The sequence below is a fragment of the Aeromonas sobria genome, from assembly GCF_000820145.1.
Classification (GTDB): Bacteria; Pseudomonadota; Gammaproteobacteria; order Enterobacterales; family Aeromonadaceae; genus Aeromonas; species Aeromonas sobria.
The window spans coordinates 13,749-39,336 of the sequence record NZ_CDBW01000029.1 but is presented as its reverse complement, the minus strand read 5'-3'; the positions used below and the strand labels follow the sequence as shown (position 1 = coordinate 39,336).

The following is a 25,588-nucleotide window of genomic DNA, read 5'->3' as shown; positions in this document are numbered from 1 at the left end:
CAACAGATGCTTTGTGATATGGCGCTGATCTTGCGGGAATAATCGTGAATGATCTCGGGATCCGTGCTTAATTTAAAGCAGTTGATACCCATTACATCGGTATACAACGCTCGCATTGTAATGACCAAGGATGGCCAACCCCATGAAGGATGCCCCCTTATCCACCCGATTAGAATATGAGCTGGATCACCTCAAATCGATCTTCAACGAGATCGGTGCCTACCTCTTTACCAAAGATCTGGATGGCCGCTACGTCTATGCCAATCAGGCCGTGCTGGATCTCTTTGGTTGCACCCTGGCCGAGCTGCAGGGCCAGGATGACAGTGCTTTTTTTGACCTCGACCACTCGGATACCCTGCAACGTCATGATCGTCAGGTACTGACACAGCAGATCGAGATTTGTCAGGAGGAGATCAACTACCTCAAAGAGACCGGTGAGAAACGCATCTACTGGAGCGTAAAAAAGCCCATGTATGGCAGGGATGGCGCACTGATTGGCCTGTGCGGCATCTCTACCGATATCACCGAGAAGAAGCAGATCGAGGCTCATCTGGCAGAACAGCATCAATTGCTGGAAATTATCCTCGCCAACGTGGATGCCCATATCTATATGAAAGACAGCCAGCACCGCTTTCTCTACGTCAATCAAAAGGTCTCTGATCTACTTGGCCTTCCTGCCGAGCAGATCATCAACCGGCGCGATGACGAGGTGATCCCTGCGGCCAGCGCCTGCCAGCTGTGGCGGCTGGACAACCGGGTATTCGAAACGGGCGAGCTGCAAGCCGGGGAAGAGTCATTGACCGATATTGAGGGCAATCAGCAATACTACTGGTCCGTCAAGGTGCCCTTTTTACTGGCCGATGGCACCCCGACCCTGATCGGCATCTCCTCCGATATCACCGAGCTGCATCAACTCAAGGAACAACTGCACCAGCAGTCGGTGCAAGATGGCCTCACCGGCCTCTATAATCGCCGTTTCTTCTTTGAGGTATGCGAAAAGAACCTGAGTTTGAATGCCCGCCACCACGTCAAATCGGTACTGATGGTACTGGACGTGGATCAGTTCAAGTGCATCAACGATCGCTATGGTCACCCCTTGGGGGACAGGGCGCTGATTCATCTGGGCAGGGTGATGCAATCGGTGCTGCGCAGCGAAGATGTGCTAGCCCGCATCGGCGGCGACGAATTTGCCATTTTACTGCCCAACACCAGGTTGTCGGCGGCTTCGTCGCTGGCCGAACGGCTGTGCCAACAGGTGATGCAAAGTCCGTTAGCCCTGCACGATGGCGATGAACTCATCATCACCATCAGCGCCGGGTTGGTGGAAAATAGTGAGGGCGAATTGATGGAAAGCCTCTACGCCCGCGCCGACCAGATGCTCTATCAAGCCAAACAGGCTGGCCGCAATTGCGTGGTGTGCAAGGCAGACTAGCTAAACAACGGGGGCCTGCGACCCTCCACTCTCCTTCTGTTGTCCCTCAGATTGATGGCCCACGCTGGCGCAGTCACGGAGCTTGTTGATCGCTATCCCAGCTGTTTGCGCAGCACAAATTTCTGCACCTTGCCGGTAGAGGTCTTGGGTAGCGGGGTAAAAATGATCCGCTTGGGGGCTTTGAAGTGGGCCATCTGCTCCCGGCAAAACGCGATCAGCTCCGCCTGGGTGGTCTCTCGCCCCTCTTTCAATTTCACGAAGGCGCAGGGCACCTCCCCCCACTTCTCGTCGGGCATGGCGATCACTGCCGCTTCGTCCACATCGGGATGGCGATAGAGCACATCTTCCACCTCCAGACTGGAGATGTTCTCGCCGCCGGAGATGATGATGTCCTTGGATCTGTCCTTGATCTCCACATAACCATCCGGGTGCCACACCGCCAGATCCCCGCTGCGAAACCACCCCTCCGCCATCGCCTCTGCGCTGGCCGCCGGATTTTTGAGATAGCCCTTCATCACCACATTGCCCCGCAGCACTATCTCTCCCATGGACTTGCCATCTTTGGCTACCGGCTCGCCGCTGACCGGATGGACCACCCGCATCTCCCCCTGCAGCGGTGACGCAACCCCCTGCCGCGCCTTGAGGCGGGAGAGCGCCGTGGCGTCCTGCCCTTCCCAACTTCTTTGCGGTTCGCACAACACGCAGGGGCCATAAGTTTCGGTCAAGCCATAAACGTGGGTCACGGCGATCCCCATCGCCTCCATCCCGGCGATCACGGTCGCGGGGGGCGCCGCCCCGGCGGTCATCACCTTGATGGGGTGATCCAGCCCCCGCTTGAGCGCCGGATCGGCATTGTTGAGCATATTGAGCACGATGGGCGCCGCGCAGAAGTGGCTCACCCTGTGCTCGTGCAGCGCGTCATAAATGGCGGTGGCCTGCACATGGCGCAGACAGATGCTCACCCCAGCGGTCACGGCCAGCGTCCAGGGGAAGCACCAGCCGTTGCAGTGAAACATCGGCAGGGTCCAGAGATAGACCGGGTGTTTGGGCAGCTCCCAGGAGAGCACATTGTTGATGGCGTTGAGGTGAGCACCGCGATGGTGATAGACCACCCCTTTGGGATTGCCGGTGGTGCCCGAGGTATAGTTGAGCGAAATAGCCTGCCACTCATCTTCTGGCAGCCAGCCGGGCTCATCGCCACTCCCTTGCGCAAGGAACTGTTCATAGTCGAGGTCACCAATAAGCGCCCCCTCCCGGTAGAGGGGATCGTCGATAGCGATGACCAGCGGCTGGTGCTCCAGCAGCTCCAGCGCCTTGCGCACCACAAGGCCAAACTCCCTGTCCACCAGCACCACCTTGCTCTGGGCATGCTGGAAGATAAAGGCCATCGACTCGGCATCGAGCCGGGTATTGATGGTGTTGAGCACCGCGCCGCTCATCGGCACCCCGAAGTGCGCCTCAAACATCGCCGGGATATTGGGCGCAACGATGGAGACGGTATCCCCCTCTCCGATGCCACGCAGCCGCAGGGCCGAGGCAAACTGGCGGCAACGGCGGGCGGTCTCGCCCCAGTTCTGGCGCAGCGAGCCGTGGATCAGCGCCGGATAGTCGGGATAGACCCGCTCCGCCCGCCCCAAAAAGCTGATGGGGGTCAGGGGCTCGAAATTGGCGGCAGTTTTGGCAAGGTCGCGCTCATAGATGTTCTGCTCTGTCATCGGATTCCTTCCTCACAGGTGGCACAAAACGGGCAGTTCCGGGATCAACGAGCGACATGGGCATCCTACCCATCGCTGGTCTCTTATGGGGATGACAGCCTAACAGTGCGCCAGTGGCGGCAGGTATTAGCAAAACGTCTTAGAGGAGCTGCCTCCTGCCAACGGGGCGATCTATTTTAATTGCGGAAATCTATTTTCGTTACGAGAAATAGTGCCGATTTTTTCACGCTCTATTTTTTGGGGCATAACTAAAGTTGACGATGGATGAATATTGTTTAGTCAAAATCGCTTTATCTGATATTCCATTCATCTCAGCGCCCACTATTTTCATGATTTTTTATTTAAGGCAAGTAACGTTGCACTAAGACTGAAATAGTTATTGCATAATGCTGTTTATTTCATACCAGTCATTAAATTCGTGACAAATAAATTCTGTGAGCCATCCCATAAAGCGAGCACTGCGCCATGTTCATCCAGCTACGCACGGGTTACGGTTACAGCGTGAAACAATCTACCGGATGTTCAATATCAGGCCAGATTTCTCGCCAATCACTACGCGATCCACAGTGAATTTGCGTACTCGAGATGTATGACGCAGAAACCCTATTGACCCGATATTCCGCCGAGCCCAAACCTGCTTTATCAAGGAGCATTTTATGTGTGCCGTGCCGAATACCACACCACGCAGACAATTCCCCACTGCGTTTACCATTCTGTTTTTTATTATGTTGCTGGCCATTGCGCTGACCTGGATAATTCCGGCGGGCGCCTACTCCAAGCTCTCTTATAATCCAGCCAGTGCAACTCTGATGGTCAATAGCCCACAAGGTGACATTAGCCGCATACCCGCCACTCAGGATGCGTTGGCAAAACTCAATATCAATATTGCGGTGGATCAATTTACCAACGGCACCATTCGTAAACCCATCGCCATTCCCGGCACCTATGCCCGGTTGGAGCAGACACCCAAGGGGCTCGGTGACGTGGCGGTCAGCATGGTCAAGGGCACCATCGAGGGGGCGGATATCATCGTCTTTATTCTGGTGCTCGGGGGGCTGATCGGTGTCATCAACAAGACCGGCGCCTTCAGTGCGGGGCTGGTGGCGCTATCGCGCAAGACCCGGGGCAACGAGTTCCTGTTTGTGGCGCTGGTCTGCTTCGTGATGGCGCTGGGAGGCACCACTTGCGGACTGGAGGAAGAGGCTGTCGCCTTCTACCCCATACTGGTGCCTATCTTTCTGGCGCTCGGGTATGACTCCATCGTCTGCGTGGGGGCCATCTTCCTCGCCGCCTCCATGGGCACTACCTTCTCCACCATCAACCCCTTCTCGGTGGTGATCGCCTCCAATGCCGCCGGCATTCCCTTTACCGAGGGGCTGATCTTTCGTGTCGTCGGCTGTCTGGTCGGAACGCTAGTAGTGATCGGTTATCTCTATTGGTACTGCAAGAAGATCAAGGCCAACCCGGCCTTCTCCTACACCTATGAGGATCGCGACAGCTTTCGCGCCCGTTTTCTCAAAGAGGGGTCCATGGACGAAGGGGTGCCCTTCACCCTACGCCGCAAGATCATTTTGACCCTGTTTATCCTCGCCTTTCCGCTGATGGTGTGGGGCGTCTCCATGGCCGGTTGGTGGTTCCCGCAGATGGCGGCCTCCTTCCTGACCATCGCCATCATCATCATTTTCATCTCGGGTCTCAAAGAGAAAGAGGCGGTCGAGGCCTTCACTCAGGGGGCGTCGGAACTGGTTGCGGTCTCGCTCATCATCGGGCTGGCACGGGGGGTCAATCTGGTGCTGGATCAGGGGATGATCTCGGACACCATTCTAGCCTACGCCTCCGATCTGGTCTCCGGCATGCACGGCGCCGTATTCGCGGTGTCGCAGATGTTGGTATTCGCCCTGCTGGGGCTGGTAGTGCCCTCCTCATCCGGGCTGGCGGTGCTCTCCATGCCCATCATGGCACCGCTGGCAGATACCGTGATGATTCCCCGCTATATCGTGGTCTCGGCCTACAACTGGGGGCAATACGCCATGCTGTTCCTGGCCCCCACCGGACTGGTGCTGGTCACTCTGCAGATGCTCGGCATCCAGTTCAACAAGTGGGTCAAGTTCGTGCTGCCCATGGTGGGCTTTGTGCTGGGATTTGGCGCCCTGATGCTGGTAGTGCAAGTGATGCTGGCCTGATTGGCTGACGCTTGATGCGTTGGTAACAACACCCCGCGCCCTGACGCGGGGTGTTGTTATTCAGCCTTAATGACGTACCCGGCTCTGCTGGCGGAAGCAGTAGAGTTTGAGGCTGATGTCGGCGATATCGGCGGGTAGCTCCTCCCCCTGTTCGGCAAGAGGCTGGTAGAGCGATGAGAGCAGACGTTCGGCCTGCTGCACCGTGATGATGTCGGCCTGGATGGCCGGGGTGATCCAGCTGGGTAACATTGACATATATCCCCCTTATTGATCCGGTGACCTCGGGTGAACACATCCATTTCAGGTCTTACGTGGCTGTCACACTTCCTCTGCCCCTGCCGACCCGTTCACCCTCTGTCTGCCACCTAACCAAAGCAAAATGCTTGCCGTGATCTCTTATCGGCCAACATCTAATGGGGCTATAGCTATTTATCAACCACTTGCGGGCCATATCGAAGGGCAGAGCACCACCACCATCGCCACCCCTTGACCGACCGCCGTCAACACCTTGCCACTCTTGCTTTTCCCCCGCGTCTTTCATTGCAAAATGCGACTCACACCTTGCTTATTTCAGGATCAGGAGCCGCCAAGTGTCAGAATCTGGTCACTTTTACATCGTTGTCGCCAAAGCCAGACACTTTTTCAGGGTGGCTATTTTTTGACCTTGTCAGCAACTGTCGCAGACCCGCACGCCTGACCTTGTCCAACCAACCGGTTATGACAAGATGACGCCAAGCTCGATGAGCACCCTATACACGGCAGGAGAACAACATGAACACGTCCATGATGGCAGGTATCGGCATTGGCATCGCCTCGGCCCTGGCGCTCTCGGCAGCGGCCAGCGGCTCCCTCTTCACCCCGGAGCCCACCTTTGCCGAGGTGATCGCCAGCAAGCCGATCACCGAAACCATCAAGACCCCGAAGCAGGAGTGCAGCAACGTCACTGTGACCCACCGCAAGCCGGTACAGGATGAACACAAGATCCTGGGTTCAGTGGTGGGTGCCGCGCTGGGAGGGGTGGTTGGCCACCAGTTTGGCGGTGGCAGCGGCAAGAAGGTGGCTACCGCTGCCGGAGCTGTGGCAGGGGGATATGCCGGTAATCAGGTACAGGGCAATATGCAGGCAAGCGACACCTACACCACCACCGAGCAGCGCTGCAAAACCGTGCAACAGAGCAGCGTCAACACCATAGGTTATGACGTGACCTACCGCCTCGCTGGCCAGGAGGGGGTGATCCGCATGAAGCAAGCCCCGGGTGCCACCATCCCGATCAAGGATGGCAAACTGGTGATCGACCAGCCAAAAGTGTGATCCCCCTTGGTGCCAGTCAGCAATAGGCCCGCCTCTTTCGAGGCGGGCCTGTGTTTTTTGGGGCGGCTTGTTTCCCGTTACTCCAAACAACGGCACTCACGGTCATTGCGCTCAGGCTGTTACCCCTTGCAGCACTTCTTCACCGCCCGCACCACGTTCTGATAACCGGTGCAGCGGCAGAGGTTGCCCGAGAGGCCGCGGCGGATCTCCGCATCGGTCAGCGGACGGCGATCTGTCTTGTCGAGCAAAGCCGCGCTCGCCATCACGAGGCCCGGGGTGCAAAAACCGCACTGCACCGCCCCCTCGTCAATAAAGGCCTGTTGCACATCGGAAAGCTCATTGCCTTTGCGCTCCCCCTCCACTGTGCGAATGGATTTGCCATCGGCCCAGACCGCCAGATAGAGGCAGCTGTCGATGGCGGTGCCATCTACCCGCACGGTACAGGCGCCGCACTCGCCGACGCTGCACCCCTCTTTCACGCTGATCAGCCCCTGCCCACGCAGGAAGTAGAGCAGCGACATGGTGGGTGACACCGCATAGGAGTAGGGCTTGCCGTTGATCTCGCACTGGATCGCAACAGTGGGACAGCTTTGCGATTGCATCATAGGATCTTGCCTCCGGCACGTTCGACAGCGCAGGCGACCACCCGCTGCGCCAGGGTTTTGATAAGGTGCAGGCGAAACTCTTTCTCCGCCCGCCAGGAGGAGCGCGGCGCCACATCGGCCACCACCGCCTCGGCAATGGCCGCGAGCGTCGCCCGGGTCAGGGGTTGCCCCTCGGCCGCCGCTTCTGCGTGAGGCGTGCGCACCGGTGTCGGGGCCGCCACTCCGTAGGCCAGCCGCAGCCCCTTGAAGTGGCCATTCTCAATCTGGCAGTAAGCGGCGCAGCCGATGGTGGCAATATCCATGGCCCCCCGCATGGCGTACTTGAAGTAGTGGGATCCCACATGGGGATGGTGATCAGGGGCAAAATGAAACGCCACCAGAATGTCCGCCGGTTGCAGCGCCACCTTGCCCGGGCCGGTGTGAAAACCGGCGATGGGAATGCGGCGTGTGCCACCCGGGCCGGCAATTTCCAGCTCTGCTTCTAGTGCCACTGTGGGCGCTGCCGAGTCGGCACTGGTGGCGCCGTTGCAGATATTGCCGCCATAGGTGGCGACGTTGCGGATCTGCGGGCCCGCGATGGTGGCAGCCGCTTCGGCCAACATCGGCAGGCGGCGCTGTACCAGTTCGTTTTCGATGATCTCGGTAAAGGTGGTGCCAGAGCCGATACGGATCGACCCATCAGGCAACTCGCTCACCCCTTTGAGCTCCGGCAAGTCGTGAATATCGACGATATGGCGATAGGCGGCGTTGAGGTGATGAAGCTGGATCATCACATCGGTGCCACCGGCCAAGAGACGCGCCTCGGGGTCAGCCTGGCGCAGGGCGACTGCCTCGGCCACACTGTGCGCCTTGTAGTAACGGGCAATATCAAACATGGTGTTGCTCCTCCCGTGATCCCTCGGTAATCAGACCCGCGGCGACAAACTCCCGGAACAGGGTCTTGGGGGTGATGGGCAGCTCGTTGATGGCCACCCCGGTCGCCATGCGAATGGCGTTACGGATCGCCGGGCCGGGGGAGATGATCGGCGGTTCCCCCAGTGATTTGTGGCCATAGACCGACTGGGGCTCATAAGTCTGCACGAAGTCGCATTCAAGTTCGGGCAAATCCAGCATGGTGGGGAACTTGTAGTCGAGCAGGTTGGGGTTGCGCACCACGCCGCTCTTGGCGTCGATGATCATCTCCTCGAACAGCGACCAGCCGATCCCCATCCCCATGCCACCGTGCACCTGCCCCTCCGCCAGCTGCGGATTGAGGATCTTGCCGGCATCATGCAGGTTGATGATGCGGTTGATGGCCACCTTGCAGAGATCGATATCGACGCTGAGATCGACAAAGGTGCAGCCGAAACTGGGCGGATTGGTGGTGGTCTTGTGGGAGACCTCGGCGGTGATCTGGCCACCGATGGTGAGGTGGTAGTAGGCGTTGACCGACACCTCGGCGACGCTGATCAGCACCTTGTCCGGCGCTCCGGCCAGCACCACGTAGCCGTCGATCAGGGTCAGCGACCCTACATCCTGATGGCAGAGCTGGGCCGCCAGCGACAGAATGCGGGCCCGCAGTTGCAGCGCCGCCTGATGGATGGCAGGGGCCGCCACATAACTCTGGCGCGAGGCGAACGAGCCCGGATCGTAGGCGGTGATGTCGGTATCCTGAGTCGAGATGACCCGGATCTGCTCAAACGGAATGCCCAGGGTCTGGGCCGCCATCTGGGCAAAGACGGTATCCGACCCCTGCCCTATCTCGGTGGCACCGATCTGCAGATTGACGGTGCCATCCTGATTGAGCAGCATGCGGGCCCCGGCAATTTCGACCCCCACCGGATAGGTGTTGGAGCCGTAGCTAAAGCACGCCACCCCGATGCCGCGCCGCACCCGGCTGGCAGAATCCTGCCCCAGACACTCGGCCTTGAGCCGATCCCACTCGAACATCTCGCGACCACGCAGCAGGCAGTCCGGCAACCCGGCGCTGTAGATGGTCTTCTGGTTGACTTGATTGACGTCCCCCTCCCGCGCCACGTTGGCGATGCGCACATCAAGCGGATCCAGCCCCAGTTCGGCGCAGGCATCATCCAGCATGCATTCGAGGGCAAAAATCACCTGCGGCGCGCCGTAACCGCGCATGGCACCGGCGGTGGGCAGATTGCTGTAGAAGGTCGTGGCGTCATAACCAAAAGCGCTGCGCGGATAGAGGTAGCTGATCTTGTTGCCACCGGCGCTGGCGATGGAGTGGCCGTGAGAGGCATACCCGCCGGTGTTGGAGAGCACGTCCAGCTGATAGCCTTTGAGGGTGCCGTCGCGGTTGAGGCCCATCTTGCCGTCGATGGCAAAGCCGTGGCGGGTGCGGGAGGCGAAGAAGCACTCTTCCCGACTCAAGGTTACCTTGACCGGCACGCCACCGAGCTTGTAGCTCAAAAATGCCGCCATCGGCTCTTCCAGCACATCCTGCTTGTTGCCAAAACCGCCCCCCATATAGGGCTTGATCACTCGCACGCTGGACCAGGGCAGGCCGAGGGATTTGGCCACCCGGCTGCGCACAATCTGGGGGATCTGGGTGCTGCTGACCACGATGATGTGATCCGGCTGATCCATGTAGGCGTAGCAGGTCACCGTCTCCAGATGGCAGTGCTGCACCACAGGTGTTTGATAGTGAGCCTGAAACTGCAGATCGGCAGCGGCAATGGCCTGCTCCGGTTCATTGGCTCTGAGTTGGCTTTGGCGCAGCAGATTGCCGCTCGGGTGAATGGGATAGGCACCGTCCGCCAGTGCGCTTGCAGCATCTGTCATCACCGGCAACGGCTCGTAGGTCACCTTAACCAGCGCGGCCGCTTTTTCAGCCACCAGCGAATCGCGCGCCACCACGATGGCGACCCCATCACCGAAATGGCGCACATGGTCGGTGAGCAGGCGCCTGTCTTTCACATCCCGTTTGGTCTCATCGAGGGACCAGGCGTGACCGGCGGTACGAAAACAGGTGGTGGGCACATCTGCATGGGTAAACACGGCTTCGACCCCGTGCAGGGCCAGCGCCTCGGTCGCATCGATGGCGAGCACCTTGCCGTGGGCGATATTGCTTCGCACGTACTTGGCGTGGCGCATCCCGAGCATGATGTTGTCATCGGTATAGCGGGCGCTGCCGGTCACCTTGGCCTCGGCATCCACCCGCTTGAGCGGTAATCCTATGGACATATGCAAGTCCTTTTTCGAAGGGAAAAATCTGGAACCGACATAAAAAACAGCAAGATATGCGCCTGTTTCCCACCCGCGCCAGGACAATGGGGAGAAGTGTGAAGGGGATCCCGTCTAGCTCCCCTTTGCCAACCCGCAGCGACAAAAGCAGACCCGCCCCTGAGCAAACGGGACACATCGACGGTGAAAAAAGCGGCAGGATGGGAGCTGCGAGGGCGAGAGCCTATCAATCTGGTAGGGAGATTTATCAAAATGGTATAGCCATGGCACCACTCAACTACAGGCGGCCGAGACGTGATAGCCAGCGTGGGCGGGCTGAGCGCCGCAGACATAAAAAAACAACAAGCATAAAAAATGGGGCCGCCAGCGCGGCCCCAAGCGGGCGGGTTATCCCTAAATAGCCCACCCCCCTGCATAAAAGAGCACCAGCGCCAGGGCGATGATGACGGTGCCCAGATTAAGCTTGTGCCACTCCTTCGAACAGATGCGGCCGATCACCAGCGAGCTGAAGCCGAGCATGATGCCGGTGACGATATTGCAGGTGAGCACAATAAAGACCGCGCACACCAGCCCGGACATGGCCCCGACAAAGTCATCGAAATCGAGCTTGGTGACGTTGCTCAGCATCAAGAGCCCCACATACATCAGGGCCGGAGCGGTGGCATAGGCTGGCACCAGATAGGAGAGCGGCGAGAGGAACAGCATTAACAGGAACAGGCCGCCCACCACGGTGGCAGTCAGGCCGGTTTTGCCCCCCGCCGCCGTGCCTGCCGCCGATTCGATATAGACGGCAGCAGGCGCCGCCCCCACCAGACTGGAGAAGATGCTGCTGACCGAGTCGGCACTGAGGGCCTTGCCGCTGTTGATGATGTGACCATCTTTATCCAGCAGGTTGGCCTGCCCCGCTACTGCACGGATGGTGCCGGTGGCATCAAACACCGCCGTCATCACCAGCGCCAGCACACTTGGCAGCACCAGCGGCGAGAGAGCCCCCATGATATCCAGAGTGAAGATGAGGGACTTGCCCTGCTCGTCCGATAGGCTCGGCAGGGCGAACAGCCCCTGATACTTCACCGCCGGATCGAAGATAAGGCCGAAGATGGAGATGGCGATGATCACCAGCAGGATCCCCCCCGGTACTTTCAACTTCTCCAGCCCGAAGATCACCGCAAGGCCGATCAGGGACATGATGACCGGCATGGAGGTAAAGGCCCCCAGCGCTACCGGCAGCCCCTCCAGCGGGTTCTTGATCACCAGCCCCACCCCGTTGGCAGCGATGAGCAGCAGGAAGAGACCGATCCCGATGCCGGTGCCGTGGGCAATCCCCATCGGCAGGTTGTCGAGGATCCAGCTACGCACCCCGGTCACCGAGATGGCGGTAAAGATCACCCCCATCAGAAAGACGGCCCCCAGCGCCACCGGAATGGGGATCTGCTGCCCCAGCACCAGACTGAAGGCGGTAAACGCAGTCAGCGAGATGGCACAACCAATGGCCATTGGCAGCTTGGCCCAGAGCCCCATCAGCAGCGAACCAAAACCTGCCACCAGACAGGTGGCGACAAACACGGCAGCGGGAGGAAAGCCCGCCTTGCCGAGCATGCTCGGCACCACGATCACCGAGTAGACCATGGCAAGGAAGGTGGTGAGGCCTGCCAGTACCTCCTGCCTGATATTGCTGCCCCGCTCGCTGATCATAAAGTAGCGATCTAGAGCCGTGAGCGGCTGTTGCTTTGGTGCGCTGTTGCTGGCGTCATCATTGGCCAGCTGTTCCACGCTGTTTGTCCTGCTGTTTGCTTGGGTCATACCCAACTCCTTCACACGCGCCTGAATGTTCCATGACGAAATGGCGACAGGATCTGCGGGTCTACCGAGCGCCTGTCTGGTGAAAAACAGGCGATGGCGGCAGAGAGAGCGACAGACAGACCAGGGCAGGCAGCCTTGACTCAAACGTTTGCCTTGCTGGTCAAAAAACCGGGCCATTTCAGGTTCTATTGCGGGGAGATCCCCTGTCGTGCGGCAAGACTGGCGCCCCTAGGGGTACGCCAGCCGCCGTATGCTTTGGGGCTGCGCCGTGGCAGCCCCCTCCATCCCCTACCCCCGTTCGTGTACCAGTTGGCCATCCACATAGGTGCGGTAGATGGATCTGTCATCCCCCAGGGTCAGCAACACAAAGAGCTTGTCCCGCAGGGTGGTAGAGTTGTCATAACGCAGCTGCTGCAGCGGGGTGGCGACCGGGTCGAGCACCACGAAATCCGCCTCCTTGCCCACCGCAAAGCTGCCGATCTTCTCATCCAACCCCAGCGCATGGGCGCCGCCCAGAGTGGCCAGATAGAAGGCCTGATAGGCCGAAAGCCGCTCGCCCTGCAACTGCATCACCTTATAGGCCTCGTTGAGGGTCTGCAGCATGTTGAAGGTGGTGCCGGCGCCGATGTCGGTGCCCATCCCTACCTTTATCTGCTTGCGCCACGCCTTGTGCAGCTTGAACAGGCCACTGCCGAGATAGAGGTTGGAGGTGGGGCAAAATGCGATGGTGGAGCCGGTCTCCTTCAGGCAATCCCACTCCTGCTCTTCCAGATGGACGCAGTGGGCAAAGACGCAGTTGTGACCGGTCAGCCCATGCTGGTGATAGACATCGAGATAGCCCTTGTGCGCTGGGAAAAGGGATTTGACCCAGGCGATCTCATCCTTGTTCTCGCACAGATGGGTGTGCAGATAGGTGGTGGGAAACTCTTCGCGCAGTCGCCGCGCCATCGTGAGCTGCTCGGGGGTCGAGGTGGGGGCAAATCGTGGTGTGATGGCATAAAGCAGGCGACCATTGCCGTGCCAGCGCTCGATAAGCTGCTTGCTCTGCACATAGCTGCTCTGCGCGGTATCAAGCAGATAATCGGGGGCATTGCGATCCATCATCACCTTGCCGGCGATCATCCGCATATTGATGCGGCTGGCCGCCTCGAACAGGGCGTCCACCGACTCGGGATGAACGGTGCCGAACACCAGCGCAGTGGTGGTGCCGTTGCGCAGCAACTGCTTGATAAAGAAGGTGGACATCTCGCGGGCATACTCGAGATCGTTGTAGCGCCGCTCGGCCGGGAAGGTGTGACTGTTGAGCCACTCCAGCAATTGCTCGCCGTAGGCCCCCACCATCTCGCTCTGAGGATAGTGAATGTGGGTATCGACAAAGCCCGGCACTATCATCTTGCCGCGATAATCCCGCACCCGCACCTCGGCCGGAATGCGCGCCTTGCCCTCCTCCCACTCACCGAACCAGTCGATGCAACCGTTGCGAATGATCAGCAGGCCATCCTCGATAAGACGGGCATTGGCCTCAATCTCCTCGGGCTGATCCACCACCCGGGTGATATCGAAGAAACTGCCGCGCACCGCTTTGACAGAGTTGTCGTTTTTCATAACCGTTTCCCTGTTTCTCTTGTTCTGTTGACGTTTTTTGCCGGTTTAACCGTCAGATCCGTTCCACTTGTGGCGCCACCGCTTGCCTGGGCACTGGCTCTAGTGAACCCTCACCCTTGCTGGCCGATGGCTGGCCCGCGCTGCGGGCGGTAAAGATCACATCCGGTTTGTCGCTTAGCTGGATAACCTCCACCGCCTCGGCATCCTTGACGGCCACCTTGCGCTTGCGGCTTTGCGGTAACACCAGATTCATGATGATGGCGGTGATCCCCCCGGCGCAGATGGGGTTTTCCACCAAGACATAGAGGGCATCGGGCAGCACCCTGAAAACACTCGGGTCATAGGAGACACCGAGCCCAAGCCCCAGCGAGGTGGCCACAATCAGTGTCTCCCGCCGATCCATGCCGTGGGTCATGATGATCCGGCACCCCGCAATGGCGATCATCGAGAACATCAGCGTCATGGCCCCGCCGAGGACGGGTGATGGAATGGTGGTAAAGAAGCGACCCACCACCGGGAAGATGCCCATGATCACCAGGATCATGGCGATGAATTTGCCCACATGACGGGAGGCGACCCCGGTCATCTGGATCACCCCGTTATTCTGGGAGAAGGTAGTGAGCGGCAGGGAACCCAGCGCCGAGGCAATCACCGATACCAAGCCATCGGCCAGCACCCCACCGGAGAGGCGGCGAGTGTACTCCTCCCCCTCCACCGGACGATGAGAGACCATGGCGGTGGCGGTCAGCGCCCCGACCGCTTCCAGCACGCTCAGCAGATAGATGGTGCCCGCCACCAGAAAGGCACCGAAATCAAAGGAGAAACCATATTTGAACAACATGGGCACGGTGATCAGGGGCAACCCCTGCAAGACAGAAAAGTCCACCATCCCCAGCATCATGGAGACCAGATAGCCCACCAGCAAGCCGATGGCGATCCCCCCCATGCGCAGCAGGGGGCTCTTGCAGCAGTTAAAACCGATGACGACTGCCAACACCAGCAAACCGACACCGAGATTTTCATAGTTACCGAAGGTACCGCTGCTCTTGGCAGCCATACCGCCGGCAAAGTCGATGATGCCGACCTTGATAAGACACAGACCGATCATCAGCACCACGATACCGCTCACTGTGGGGGTGATGACCCGGGTCAGATAGGGCAGCACAAAGGAGGCCCCCATCACCAGAAAGGCTCCGACGAAGGAGATCCCCATCAACGAGGAGATGATCTGGGCTTCGTCGATCCCCTCCTTCCCCATGGCGGTCCCGATGGAGATCATCACGGTGACGAACGAGAAGTTGACCGACTGAATGGAAAGGAGGCCCGAGCCAATGGGCCCGTAACGATGAACTTGCAACCAGGTGCCGATGCCAGAGGCGATCATCGACATCGAGACCAGATAGGTGGTGATCTCTTGGGAAAGATTAAGGGCGGCCCCGACGATCAGGGCCGGAGCAACCATGGGAACCAGTATGGCCAGTAGATGGGTAACAGCCCCGACCAGCGACTGGCCAAAGGGGGGCTTATCTTCCAAGGCGTAGATAAGATCAGAGTCCTTGCGCGATTTCTTAGACATCCTTCATTACTCCCGGCGTATCGAAAACGATCCAATAACCCCGGCGCATCACACCCCACAGTGACCCGGGTTGATCCGGCAGGGGGAGCTTGCTCCCCCTGCCGGTCTCTGCCTCTGTTGTGACTACAGCTTGCCCAGTTCGCGCAGGATCTGCTCCGGCGTGAAGTGCCACTTGCGCAGCCAGACACCGCAGGCGTCGTGGATGGCGGTGGCGATGGCGGGTGCCGCGCCGTTCACCCCGATCTCCGAGATGGACTTGGCGCCGTAGGGGCCGACCTTGTCATCACTCGGTACCAGGAAGGCCCGGAAGTCGCGGGGAATATCACCGATCTTGGGCGCGCCATAGCTCTTGAGATCCCGGGTGAGCGGGATGCCCTTGCTGTCGTAGCAAATCTCCTCGGTCATGGTGTGGCCGATGGCCCGCATGGTCGCCCCGTAGATCTGGCCGAGGGCCAGCTCGGGGTTAATGGGGGTGCCGCAGTCGAGCAGGGCGTAGAACTTGTCGAGGCGGATCTGGCCGGTTCTGACGTTGACCGCCACCTCAGCGAAGTTGGCCCCATACGGAAAGGCGAGCTCCGAGGTGATGTAGCTGGCGGTGCCCACCAGAATGCCAAAACCGGTGCCGGTCTCTGACTTGTGGGCAATCTTGGCAAGAGAGACCTCCCCCAGCTTGCCGCGCACTATGCCCGGGTGAACCAGCTCCACATCCTCCACCGGTTCCCCCAGCATGGCGGCACCGTGGAACAGGATCTTCGCCTTGAGGTTCTCGGCCGCCATCTTGGCCGCATTACCGGAGAAGCAGGTACCAGACGAGGCGTAGGCCCCCTTGTCGAACAGGGCGTGGTCGGTGTCGCCAGAGATCACATGCACATCGCTGAGCGGGCAACCGAGCACTTCGGCGGTCAGTTTGGCGACCACGGTATCGAGGCCGGTACCGATATCGGCGCCACCGGAGTGGACGATAAAGGTGCCGTCCGATTCCAGCTTGACCATGCAGTTGGCCTGATCGATGTCCGGGATCCCCGATTTTTGCATGATGATGGCGACACCACGACCGATGCGCCAATCTCCGTCGGCGAGTTTGGGGCTATCCCAGGCGATAAGCTCCCGTCCCTGTTTGAGGATCGGCTCAAGGGCGCAACTGGCGGCGTGGGGCACAGAAGTAGGCATCTTGCCCTCGCCGATGGCCCCCAGCACCTTGAGGATGTCCCCTTCGTGCACCCGGTTGTGCTCCACCATGTCGAGCTGATCGATCCCCAGTTTCTCGGCCAGTTCGGCAATGGCCATGGTCAGCGCGAAGTTACCCTTGGGCGCGCCGTAACCCTGATAGGCGCCAGTTGGACAGATGTTGCTGTAGTAGGTGTTGACGGTAAAGCGCACGTTGTCGCACGGATAGAGCGGCAGGGAGAGCGCAGGGCCGTTGCTTGGCACCGTCAGGGAGTGGTTGCCGTAAGGGCCGGTGTTGGCGCGAAAATCCATCTCGATGGCGGTGATGGTGCCATCTTTCTTGGCCCCCACTTTCACCTTCACCTTGGCCACGTGGCGGGAGGTGTTGCTGATGAACTCCTCTTCACGGGTGTAGCGGAAGGTGACCGGACGGCCGGTGACCCTGGTCGCCCAGGCGCACACCTCTTCCAGCAGGATATCCTGCTTGGAGCCAAAGCCGCCCCCAACCCGCTCCTTGATCACGTGCACCTGATGCTGCTTGAGGCCTACGATGCGCGCCACCTGACGGCGCACGTGCCACGGCACCTGAGTGGAGGCGTGAATGACCAGACGATCCCCATCCATGTAGGTAAAACAGATGTGCGGCTCGGTCGGGCACTGCTGGGCCTGGGTCGACTCGTAGGTGCGCTCGACAATCTCGTCCGCCTCGGCAAAGCCTTTGACCACGTCACCAATCTGGCCATGGACGCTGGCGGCGATGTTCTCGTGCGGGCGGGAACCGATGGGGAAGTTGATGATCATGTGCTCGTCGCCACGTCGCACCGAGCAGGCGTTCTGCTGCTCCAGATCCGCAGGCGCACCGGCCATATAGATGATGGGCTCGTCATGCACCAGCGGTGCATTGGGGGCCATCGCCTCGTCGATATTCATGACCGCAGGCAGCACCTGATACTCGACCTCGATGAGTTTCAGCGCAGCCAGCGCGACTGCTTCGCTCTCAGCCACCACGGCGGCAACCCTGTCCCCAACGTGGCGTACCTTGCGGCTAAACATGCGGCGATCGAGCGGTGACGGCTCGGGGGCACTCTGGCCACCCGGGGTGTAAAACACATCCGGGCAGTTGAGATGGGTAATGACATGCACCACACCCGGCAGCGCTTCGGCTCGGCTCACGTCGAGTTTGGTGATCACCGCATGGGGATGGGGACTGCGCAGCATCTTGATGATCAGCGCATCGTCGGTAACCCTGTCCTCCACGTAGCAGGGTTTGGCCTGCACCATCTTGGCGGCGTCCACTTTCGGGCAGCTCTTGCCGATATGGCGCAGATCGTCGCGAAATTCCGGGGCGATCTGGCACAGGTAATCGGGATCCTTCATCCGTGAGCAGGCAAGCTCGATGGCCTGATAGAACTGCTGGTAACCGCCATCGCGGTGAAACAGACCCGAGAGGGCATCGTCGATTTGATCACGGGTGGGCTCGGGATGGCGATCAAGCAGGTCGGTGACGATCAGCGCGGCGGCCGGATCGTTGTAACCGGACTGCACCACGCCCACATCCACCATCGCCTGCTGCACCAGACTGAGCTGGTTCCAGCTACCGAGCGACTCGGCGGTGCGCACGTCTGATCCATCCAGCTGGGCGGCGATCAACAGGGAAGCGTTGATCACCTTGCCGTTGAAGAGAATGGCGTCGGAGCCAGCGAAACCGAAGCCGTCGTCGCTGTTGCGCACCGAGTGCATCCGGCACTGGTTGAACAGCACCATTTGAGCGTTATCACCGGCCTTGCAGATGACGGTACGCAGAGCACCGTTCAGGGTAAAGTTGAGTTCCATCATGCTTGCACCTCCTGCTGCTGGCAGTCCACCAGCAGATCCGCTACCACTACACCGGTGATATACCGCTTGTAACTTATGCTGCCCGCCAGATCCTCACGGGGCGAGATCAGCTCGCTCACGGCGGCCTCCAGCGCGGCATCGTGCAAGGAGCGGCGCTCCAGATCCCGCAAACGCATCGGCTGCGGGGTGACGCCAGCGACGGCCACCCGCATCTCGCCAATGCTGTCGAGGGCCACGGCGGCGATCATCACCGCCAGCCCGTCGGCATTGCGGCTGATGCGGCGGGTGGCGCAGCGCAGTTCAGGTTCCGGCAGCACAATCCCCAGCACCAGGGCATTGCGCTGACCCGCCAGATAGGCGTCGATGGGTTGCAGCAGGTTGTTCTCCAGCACCACCACGGCTTCAAGCACCAGCAGTACCGGCAACAGCGGGGAGTCCTGCTGTTGGCAGGCAATTTCGCCGCCAATGGTGGCCTGATTGCGCAGATGGCGGGAGTAGACAAACCCCAGCGCCTCGCACAGGGCGGCCGGGGTACGGGGATCCTCTTTCAGGGTCTGCAGGGTGACGGTGGCGCCGATATGGAGCTGGCCGTGCTGCTGCTCAATCTGGTCAAGCCCCAGCTTGTCCAGTGAGATAACGACCTTCTTGTCGGTGCGAGTCGGGGCGGCGTTAAGCTTGCTGCCGCCCCCCATGTAGACGGCGTCGTTGCCGAAGCTGGCCTTGAGTTCCAAAGCCTGACCCAGTTGCTCGGGTCGGAAGAATTGCTCAATCATGTGTCGTCCTTACTCTTGCTGCCCGCCGCCGGGTGAATCCACTGGGCGGGCAATCCGGTCCAAAAACTGCGGAAGGTGGCCTTAGGCCAGCTGATCCATCCGTTGCCACAGGCGGCTCGCCACCTTGCGGGCCTGCTCATAAATGGGCGCGACATCGAACGGGAACTCGCGGTCCTGATAGACCATGCGCCCCTCCACCATCACGCTGTTGACGCAGGCAGATCCCATGCCGAAGGCGAGATGGCCGCCGAGGTTGCGCGGCGCCAGCGGGGTCGGTGCGTCGTAGTCGCAAATGGTGAGGTCGGCCTTGTAGCCTGGCTCCAGGCGGCCAAATTTGGCGCCGAAGTTGCGCTCCAGCAGGGTGTTGCCGTTCCAGAGGAAGCGGGCAAAGCTGTCGGGCCACAGGGCACCACCGGCATCCTTGTGCTTGAAGTAGGCGAACTTGAACTCTTCGAGCATGTCGGAGCCGATGCCGTCGGTCCCGAGCGCCAGATTGCGATACTCCGGCAGGTGCATGTTGTAGCCCACGTGGTTGTTCATGTTGGAGCGGGCGTTGTGCACCAGGAAGGCATCGCGGCTGTTGAGCAGCTCGATGTCGGCCGGGCTCAGGAAGATGCCGTGGGCGATCAGGCTCTTGCTGTCGATAAGGCCAAACTCGTCCAACCGGGCGATGGGCTCCTTGCCATAGTGGTGGTGGCCGTGAGCCATGTCGTAGCGGTCTTCCGCCACATGGATATGCAGACCACGACCGGTCACCTGCACCGCTTCGCGCAGCATGGCCAGCCCCTCGTCGGGCACGGTGAAGGGGGCGTGGGCGCCGATATGGGCCTCCACCAGATAAGGTTCACTCCCCTTGGCCTTGGCCGCATCGATCTGTTGTGCGAACAGGATGTTCTCCTCCACCCCGGCCTGCAGCTCGGCCAGACCACCGTTGCGATCCGTGGTCTCGAAGCAGGTCATGCCGCGCAGACCCGCCTCCATAAACCCTTTGCGCAGCACATTCAGCGAGCCCTTGATGAAGTTGGGCGAGGCCTGGTGGTCGATCACCGCGCTACAGCCGCTCTTGATCGCCTCCAGCGAGCAGATGAGGCCGCTGTAGTAGAGGGACTCCTCATCGAGCGCCCGATCGAGCCGCCACCAGAGGTTTTTCAGGGTAGAGATAAAGTCCGGGCAGGGGGCGATGTTGGCCATGATCCCCCGCGACAGGCCGGAGTAGAAGTGGTTGTGGGCACAGACGATGCCCGGCATCACCAGCTTGCCCCCCATCTCCCGATAGTTGGCCTCCGGGTAGAGGGCCCGCAGATTGGGCCCTACCGCTTTGATAAGCGTGCCTTCGATGGCGATATCCACCCCTTCCAGTACCCGGGTCGGCTCCAGCTGGACGGCGGTGACGTTTTTCAGAATAAACATGGTTTGCTCCTTCGCTTATTCGTTATTCGCTCAGACCTCGACGGCCCCCAGCAGGTAGTGGTGATGGGCGTGGACATGGCTGATGATGCGGCACATGTCTGCGAGCGCCTCGGGGGCATCCTTGATCCGGCTCTGCGCATCGATAGTGAGACGGTAGGTCTCGCCCCCCTGACGGATCCGCAGTTCCCCGCCTTCCGCCAGATAGAAACCGGGGTTGCGGCTGTTGTCGAAGTCCTCGGGCAGGCTGAAGATGGTGACCTTGTCCTGATAGGGCTTGCCCTGCCACGGGCAGAACTGGGCGCAGTTGCCGCACTCGTTGCAGTAGGCATCCAGGTGCAAGGTCTGGAACTGGTCCTTGAAGCCCGGCACCGCGATGGCAACGTTGGCCCGGTTGGGGCAGACATCCACGCACTTGCTGCAGAGGTAGTTGCACTCGAGGCAGCGGTGCGCCTCTTGCGCCACGAAGGCCTCCCGCTCGCTCTTGTCAACCATGGTGACGGCGATGCTCCCCTTGCGGCGGTAGATCTCATCCTTGCCCGACGGCTGGATTGAGACCTCGGCCTGACTGCCAGCGATATGCTCGCGGGAGAGCACCAGATCCGCGGCGCGGCGGGCACCGCCGATGGCACCGACGATGGAGGACGGGCCGCTCTGCACGTCACCGATCAGGAAGACGTTGCGACGGCTGGTTTCGCCAGTCTGGCTATCCACGTCCGGCCAGCCATCGCTGCCAAGGGGAATGCCCATCGCTTTCAATACTTCGCAATCAGGCTGCTCGCCGATGGCGGTGATCAGCGCATCCATCTGCATCACTTCGGTCTGCTCGGTGGGCACCGGACGGCGGCGGCCCTGCTCGTCAGGATCCCCCAGCGCCATCATCCGCACGACAAGCTTGCCATCTTTCTCAAAGCGCTCCGGATTGGTGAGGAAGCAGAAACGTACTCCATCCTCCACCGCTTCCAGATACTCCTCGCGATAGGCGGGCATCTCTTTCTCGCTGCGGCGGTAGATCACGGTCACATCGCTGACACCCGGCACCTTGAGAGCGGCGCGGGCACAGTCCATGGCGGTGTTACCGGCTCCGATCACCGCCACATGGCGGCCCAGCGGCAGCGGTTTGCCCTGATTGAAGCTGCGCAGGAAGTTAAAAGACTTGTAGACCCGATCATGACCCCCTTCGAGACGCATGCCGCCATTCTTGTCGGCGCCGATGCCGACGAAGACATAGGTAAAGCCCTGGGCGTGCAGCTTGTCGACGGTGAGCGCCGGATCGCAACCAAACTCGAACTTGACCCCGTGAGCGGCGACAAAGTCGATGTCGTGCTGGATAAGCTCGGCCGGGATGCGGAACTCGGGGATGATGTGTTTGACCACGCCACCGGCATCCGCTTCGCGCTCGAACACGGTGACCGGGTGACCGGCACGGGCCAGGAAGTAACCGGCGGAGAGACCGGCCGGGCCTGCACCAATAACCGCAACCGGGTGCTTGTCACCGCTGCCTGCCGGTTTGTGCCAGCGCGCCTTGTACCCTTCCCAGCCGCGCTCCAGCGCTACTTTTTTTAGCTCGCGGATATTGAGCGGGCTGTCGTAGTCGAGACGGGTGCAGTTGTACTGGCACTGGTGATCGCAGATATGGCCGGTGATGGCGGGCAGGGCGTTGCGCTGATAAATCAGCTCAAGGGCTGCCACATACTCCCCCTCGCCCATCAGACGAATGTACTCGGGGATATCCTGATGCACGGCGCAGGCGGTGACACAGGGCGCCACGTAGCAGTCGGTCATCGGCAGACCGCCACCCACTTCGATACGATCGTCGGACTTCCACTCCTTCTGGGTGTAATCCATGGTGAGGGCCTTGGCGGCCAGCGCCTCCAGCTTCGCCACATCCACCTGACTCATGCCCCAACTATCGGAAGCGTCGATCTCTTTGAGGCACTCGATCTGGCGCAGGTAACCACCCGGTTTCAGCAGGTCGGTGGCCATGGTGATGGGACGAATACCGGTCTCGAAGATCTCCGCGATGTTGAACTTGCTGGCACCACCCGAGTAGGAGATGGGCAGCTTGCCATCGAAGGCGCGGGACAGCACGGCGGCCACGTTGATGGAGAGCGGGAACAGTGCGCGGCCGGACATATACATCTCATCACCCGGCAGCGCCCCCTTGCGGTTGATAGTCCCGAGGGTGTTGGTCAGCTTGACCCCGAAGGTGAGCCCCTTCTCGGCCCCCAGCGCCATCAGGCGGGTCAGCATCGCCTTGGCCTGATCCAGCTTGAGGTCGTGATCGAACGACTCTTCGCTCAGACCGATGTAATCAAAGCCACAGGTGTCGAGGATCTCGCGCACCCGCGGGTAGCCCAGCAGGGTCGGATTCAGTTTGACGAAGGTGTTGAGCCCCTTCTCTTCCAGCATGTAGCGGCAGATGGCCTCGATCTCGTTGGGCGGGCAGCCGTGCATGGTAGAGAGGGTGACGCCGTGCACCAGATTGGCCGGGATACGATCCACCAGCTGTTGCAGGCGATCGCGGCGGGCACCCAGTCCCAGCTCGGCGATAAACTGCTCGTCGGCCACCAGTTCGCGCAGCGCTTGCTGGTACTCGGCAAATTTCGGGCTGGTGCTGGCATCCTTCAAGCTGTGGATGAACTGCTGCATCGCCGGCTGTTTGATGCCATCGAGGTTGTAACCCACGCTCATGTTGAAAATGAAGGACTTGGCCTCCCCTTCAAGGCGCGGGTCAAACACCTCCTCCAGCAGATAGAGGGCAAACCAGGCCTTCAGATACTCGTCGAACGCCTTGGGCAGGGTGAACTCGGTGGACCACTCGGTGTTGAAGCACTCATCTTCAGCGTCGATACAGGGCTTTGCCAGTTCGAGACGGTCCAGGATCTGCACCGTCTTGAGCTCGATAAAGCGCCCGCCGGTCAGCCAGGAGGTGACGATATTCTGGGCCAGCTGGGTATGGGGGCCAGCCGCCGGACCGATGGGGGTTTCGCAGGTTTCACCGAACACATTGATCTTGCGCTCGTCCTGCTTGCGATAGAATTGCGCGGCGGGAATACCGAAAATGCTCTGACTCTCTTTATATTCCGCGAAAATACGGGTCAGAAGGTTCTTGAACGGAACGGGTCGCATAATATCGCCCATGGCAATCTCCTTGCAGCTGTTCTGCCCATTGGCAGCATGAATAAATGGGGTATCCCGCACGGGCTTTACCCCTTGGCAAGGAGAGGAGCAACTATCAGGCCACACCAGCTACAAAACTATTTTTTAGGGTGAAAGCGTGAGACAGCTCCAATTAATGAGGATATTTTGCGATGCCACCATTATGGGTGTTGCGAGTAGTTATCAATCACTCTGAAATTTACTGAATGAGCTGACTAAAAAGAACTCGCCCTATCAGATCAAGTGCGAGAAATATCACTTTGATACGCCATTTATCTCCCCGTTATCTTTTTAAAACAGGGTTATTTCGCGCGCTCGTTCTCATTTTCCAGCGCACCGCCCAGCAGCGCCTGATAGCGCTCCGGGGTATCCACATCAAACAGGATGGCGGGGCTGTCGACTGGCACCATACGGTGGGGATGCCCTTGCAACCAGCGCCGTACCGACGGCTGCACCGGGGCCGCTGCCAGCTCGCGGGCAAGGGATTTGGGCAGCAACACCGGATGGCCCGCCTCCCCCTGCCAGGTGGGAAAGAGTGACTCACAGCCCCGAGCCAGCCAGAGCTGTTGATAGACATCGCGCGGGATACAGGGGAGATCCCCGTGGCTGATAAAGAGGTAGTCAGCGTCACTGGCCGCCAGGGCAGAGCGGATGGAGCTGCCCAGCCCCTGCCGATAGTCGGGATTGTGGACGACAACAATATCCGGCCGCTCAAGGTAGCGTTGTTGAAGCTCCTCGCCACGATGGCCCACCACCAGAATAACCCGCTGACAAAAGGCCAGGGCATTTTTGAGACTTGCATCAAGCATTGTCCCCTGGCAATAAGGTAGCATCATTTTCCAGGTACCCATTCGGGAAGATAAACCCGCCGCCGTTATTATACAGTCACACTGCACTTGTTCCTGGCAACGTTGTTTTCCACTCCCTTCGATATTTATTTTGGTCGTCATCATGTCGCACCCACACGCTGTTGCTGTCGCATTTCCAGATATAGATTCGCTATTAAACCCGCTCACCAAAAATATTGATAGCCATACCACCTTAATTAGCCTCTGCGGGGCCGGTGGAAAAACCAGCACCCTGTTCTGGCTGGCGGAATATTTTTATAAACAGGGTAAAAGGGTGCTAATTACCACCACCACCCGGATGTTTCTGCCTGCCCCGTCACACTATCGGGAATTGATCCTGGAAGCCGATCCCGTCCGCCAGCTGACCCGCTGTCAGCAACTGCCCGATGAGCCGACCCTGGTCGCCCTGTTCAGCCATATCGATCAGGCCAGCGGCAAGGTGGCGGGCCCCACACCCCAGCAGATTGATCTCATCAAGGGGCAGCAACGCTTCGATCTCATCCTGGTCGAAGCGGATGGCGCCAATCACAAGTTATTGAAAGTGCCCGCTTTGCACGAACCTTGCATTCCCCAGAGCAGTGATTGGGTGATCGCCCTGACGGGCGGCGCCATGGTGGGGGCCAAGGCCGACCCGCAGCAGATCCACCGCTGGGCCGAATTCCAGGCCCTGTGCGGGATAGAGGCCGGTGACCCGCTCGACTGGGCACTGTTTCACAAGCTGCTCTCCCACCCTCAGGGGGTGTTCAAGGGCACCCCGGCCAGGGCGCGCCGGATCTGGTTTATCAATGGCGATTATCAAAATGAGCCGTCATGGCTACCGCCCTTGATAAACCTGCTGGCCCGGCACCCCGAGCTCCACGCCATCTGGCAGGGAGCGGTTCGCGAGCCACAGCCCATTCGCCACGCACTCGGCTACTTCGCTCAGGATGAGGCACAGCCGCCTCGCCCATGATGATTTAAGGATAAGAAGAGGTACCTT

17 protein-coding genes are annotated in these 25,588 nt (G+C 59.9%); 4 read left to right on the top strand and 13 right to left on the bottom strand.

What is annotated here, in order from left to right; genetic code table 11:
- Positions 1 to 130: 130 nt before the first annotated feature.
- Complete coding sequence (locus BN1135_RS13275; protein WP_223290137.1) at positions 131 to 1,432, top strand: sensor domain-containing diguanylate cyclase; 1,302 nt, start codon at positions 131 to 133, stop codon at positions 1,430 to 1,432.
- A gap of 92 nt (positions 1,433 to 1,524) precedes the next feature.
- On the opposite strand, the gene BN1135_RS13270 is transcribed toward BN1135_RS13275, so the two are convergent.
- Positions 1,525 to 3,147: an acyl-CoA synthetase gene (locus BN1135_RS13270; RefSeq protein ID WP_042021819.1), complete on the bottom strand. Its 1,623-nt coding sequence runs from the start codon at positions 3,145 to 3,147 to the stop codon at positions 1,525 to 1,527.
- 656 nt (positions 3,148 to 3,803) lie between these two features.
- On the opposite strand from BN1135_RS13270, the gene BN1135_RS13265 reads away from it, so the two are divergent.
- A complete protein-coding gene (locus BN1135_RS13265) occupies positions 3,804 to 5,330 on the top strand; it encodes a YfcC family protein (protein WP_042021816.1) in 1,527 nt (508 codons plus the stop codon).
- Between the two features lie 66 nt (positions 5,331 to 5,396).
- Here the strand turns inward: BN1135_RS13265 and BN1135_RS13260 are convergent, their stop codons facing one another.
- The gene (locus BN1135_RS13260; protein ID WP_042021814.1) at positions 5,397 to 5,585 is read right to left on the bottom strand and encodes a hypothetical protein; all 189 of its coding nucleotides are present in this window, start codon (positions 5,583 to 5,585) and stop codon (positions 5,397 to 5,399) included.
- A gap of 516 nt (positions 5,586 to 6,101) precedes the next feature.
- Here BN1135_RS13260 and BN1135_RS13255 point away from each other — a divergent pair.
- Positions 6,102 to 6,641: a glycine zipper 2TM domain-containing protein gene (locus tag BN1135_RS13255; protein WP_042021812.1), complete on the top strand. Its 540-nt coding sequence runs from the start codon at positions 6,102 to 6,104 to the stop codon at positions 6,639 to 6,641.
- Between the two features lie 119 nt (positions 6,642 to 6,760).
- Here BN1135_RS13255 and xdhC read toward each other — a convergent pair whose 3' ends face one another.
- The 11 genes from xdhC to mocA form a co-directional block, all read right to left on the bottom strand.
- Complete coding sequence (gene xdhC / locus BN1135_RS13250) at positions 6,761 to 7,246, bottom strand: xanthine dehydrogenase iron sulfur-binding subunit XdhC (RefSeq protein WP_042021810.1); 486 nt, start codon at positions 7,244 to 7,246, stop codon at positions 6,761 to 6,763.
- Positions 7,243 to 8,121, bottom strand: a complete 879-nt coding sequence (gene xdhB / locus BN1135_RS13245) for a xanthine dehydrogenase FAD-binding subunit XdhB (RefSeq protein ID WP_042021808.1) — start codon at positions 8,119 to 8,121, stop codon at positions 7,243 to 7,245. Before xdhB ends, xdhC begins: the two co-directional genes overlap by 4 nt.
- On the bottom strand, positions 8,114 to 10,432 hold the full coding sequence (gene xdhA, locus BN1135_RS13240) for a xanthine dehydrogenase molybdenum-binding subunit XdhA (protein WP_042021806.1): 2,319 nt from the start codon (positions 10,430 to 10,432) through the stop codon (positions 8,114 to 8,116). Before xdhA ends, xdhB begins: the two co-directional genes overlap by 8 nt.
- Positions 10,433 to 10,825: 393 nt before the next feature.
- Positions 10,826 to 12,127 carry an NCS2 family permease gene (locus tag BN1135_RS13235; protein WP_223290139.1) on the bottom strand — a complete coding sequence of 434 codons (1,302 nt, stop codon included), beginning with the start codon at positions 12,125 to 12,127 and terminating at the stop codon, positions 10,826 to 10,828.
- A 396-nt stretch (positions 12,128 to 12,523) separates the two neighbouring features.
- Positions 12,524 to 13,840 carry a guanine deaminase gene (gene guaD / locus BN1135_RS13230; protein WP_042021803.1) on the bottom strand — a complete coding sequence of 439 codons (1,317 nt, stop codon included), beginning with the start codon at positions 13,838 to 13,840 and terminating at the stop codon, positions 12,524 to 12,526.
- Positions 13,841 to 13,892: 52 nt separating this feature from the next.
- Positions 13,893 to 15,416: a nucleobase:cation symporter-2 family protein gene (locus tag BN1135_RS13225; RefSeq protein ID WP_042021800.1), complete on the bottom strand. Its 1,524-nt coding sequence runs from the start codon at positions 15,414 to 15,416 to the stop codon at positions 13,893 to 13,895.
- 123 nt (positions 15,417 to 15,539) lie between these two features.
- Positions 15,540 to 18,419 (bottom strand): molybdopterin-dependent oxidoreductase Mo/Fe-S-binding subunit, encoded by a 2,880-nt coding sequence (locus BN1135_RS13220; RefSeq protein WP_213391083.1) that lies wholly within the window; start codon positions 18,417 to 18,419, stop codon positions 15,540 to 15,542.
- Positions 18,416 to 19,192 (bottom strand): molybdopterin-dependent oxidoreductase FAD-binding subunit, encoded by a 777-nt coding sequence (gene ygfM / locus BN1135_RS13215; protein ID WP_042021798.1) that lies wholly within the window; start codon positions 19,190 to 19,192, stop codon positions 18,416 to 18,418. Before ygfM ends, BN1135_RS13220 begins: the two co-directional genes overlap by 4 nt.
- Positions 19,193 to 19,273: 81 nt before the next feature.
- Positions 19,274 to 20,602: a putative aminohydrolase SsnA gene (gene ssnA / locus BN1135_RS13210; protein WP_042021796.1), complete on the bottom strand. Its 1,329-nt coding sequence runs from the start codon at positions 20,600 to 20,602 to the stop codon at positions 19,274 to 19,276.
- Between the two features lie 30 nt (positions 20,603 to 20,632).
- Positions 20,633 to 23,743 (bottom strand): putative selenate reductase subunit YgfK, encoded by a 3,111-nt coding sequence (gene ygfK / locus BN1135_RS13205; protein ID WP_042021795.1) that lies wholly within the window; start codon positions 23,741 to 23,743, stop codon positions 20,633 to 20,635.
- Positions 23,744 to 24,063: 320 nt separating this feature from the next.
- Complete coding sequence (gene mocA / locus BN1135_RS13200; protein WP_223290138.1) at positions 24,064 to 24,711, bottom strand: molybdenum cofactor cytidylyltransferase; 648 nt, start codon at positions 24,709 to 24,711, stop codon at positions 24,064 to 24,066.
- A gap of 1 nt (position 24,712) precedes the next feature.
- Between mocA and yqeC the strand changes: the two genes are divergently transcribed.
- Positions 24,713 to 25,561 (top strand): selenium cofactor biosynthesis protein YqeC, encoded by an 849-nt coding sequence (yqeC, locus tag BN1135_RS13195; RefSeq protein ID WP_042021791.1) that lies wholly within the window; start codon positions 24,713 to 24,715, stop codon positions 25,559 to 25,561.
- Positions 25,562 to 25,588 lie beyond the last annotated feature (27 nt).

Bases quoted from the DNA above. Each gene is read 5' to 3' on its own strand.
- BN1135_RS13275 (WP_223290137.1), top strand. From the start codon at position 131: ATGGCCAACCCCATGAAGGATGCCCCCTTATCCACCCGATTAGAATAT.
- BN1135_RS13270 (WP_042021819.1), bottom strand. From the start codon at position 3,147: ATGACAGAGCAGAACATCTATGAGCGCGACCTTGCCAAAACTGCCGCC.
- BN1135_RS13265 (WP_042021816.1), top strand. From the start codon at position 3,804: ATGTGTGCCGTGCCGAATACCACACCACGCAGACAATTCCCCACTGCG.
- BN1135_RS13260 (WP_042021814.1), bottom strand. From the start codon at position 5,585: ATGTCAATGTTACCCAGCTGGATCACCCCGGCCATCCAGGCCGACATC.
- BN1135_RS13255 (WP_042021812.1), top strand. From the start codon at position 6,102: ATGAACACGTCCATGATGGCAGGTATCGGCATTGGCATCGCCTCGGCC.
- xdhC (WP_042021810.1), bottom strand. From the start codon at position 7,246: ATGATGCAATCGCAAAGCTGTCCCACTGTTGCGATCCAGTGCGAGATC.
- xdhB (WP_042021808.1), bottom strand. From the start codon at position 8,121: ATGTTTGATATTGCCCGTTACTACAAGGCGCACAGTGTGGCCGAGGCA.
- xdhA (WP_042021806.1), bottom strand. From the start codon at position 10,432: ATGTCCATAGGATTACCGCTCAAGCGGGTGGATGCCGAGGCCAAGGTG.
- BN1135_RS13235 (WP_223290139.1), bottom strand. From the start codon at position 12,127: ATGATCAGCGAGCGGGGCAGCAATATCAGGCAGGAGGTACTGGCAGGC.
- guaD (WP_042021803.1), bottom strand. From the start codon at position 13,840: ATGAAAAACGACAACTCTGTCAAAGCGGTGCGCGGCAGTTTCTTCGAT.
- BN1135_RS13225 (WP_042021800.1), bottom strand. From the start codon at position 15,416: ATGTCTAAGAAATCGCGCAAGGACTCTGATCTTATCTACGCCTTGGAA.
- BN1135_RS13220 (WP_213391083.1), bottom strand. From the start codon at position 18,419: ATGATGGAACTCAACTTTACCCTGAACGGTGCTCTGCGTACCGTCATC.
- ygfM (WP_042021798.1), bottom strand. From the start codon at position 19,192: ATGATTGAGCAATTCTTCCGACCCGAGCAACTGGGTCAGGCTTTGGAA.
- ssnA (WP_042021796.1), bottom strand. From the start codon at position 20,602: ATGTTTATTCTGAAAAACGTCACCGCCGTCCAGCTGGAGCCGACCCGG.
- ygfK (WP_042021795.1), bottom strand. From the start codon at position 23,743: ATGGGCGATATTATGCGACCCGTTCCGTTCAAGAACCTTCTGACCCGT.
- mocA (WP_223290138.1), bottom strand. From the start codon at position 24,711: ATGACGACCAAAATAAATATCGAAGGGAGTGGAAAACAACGTTGCCAG.
- yqeC (WP_042021791.1), top strand. From the start codon at position 24,713: ATGTCGCACCCACACGCTGTTGCTGTCGCATTTCCAGATATAGATTCG.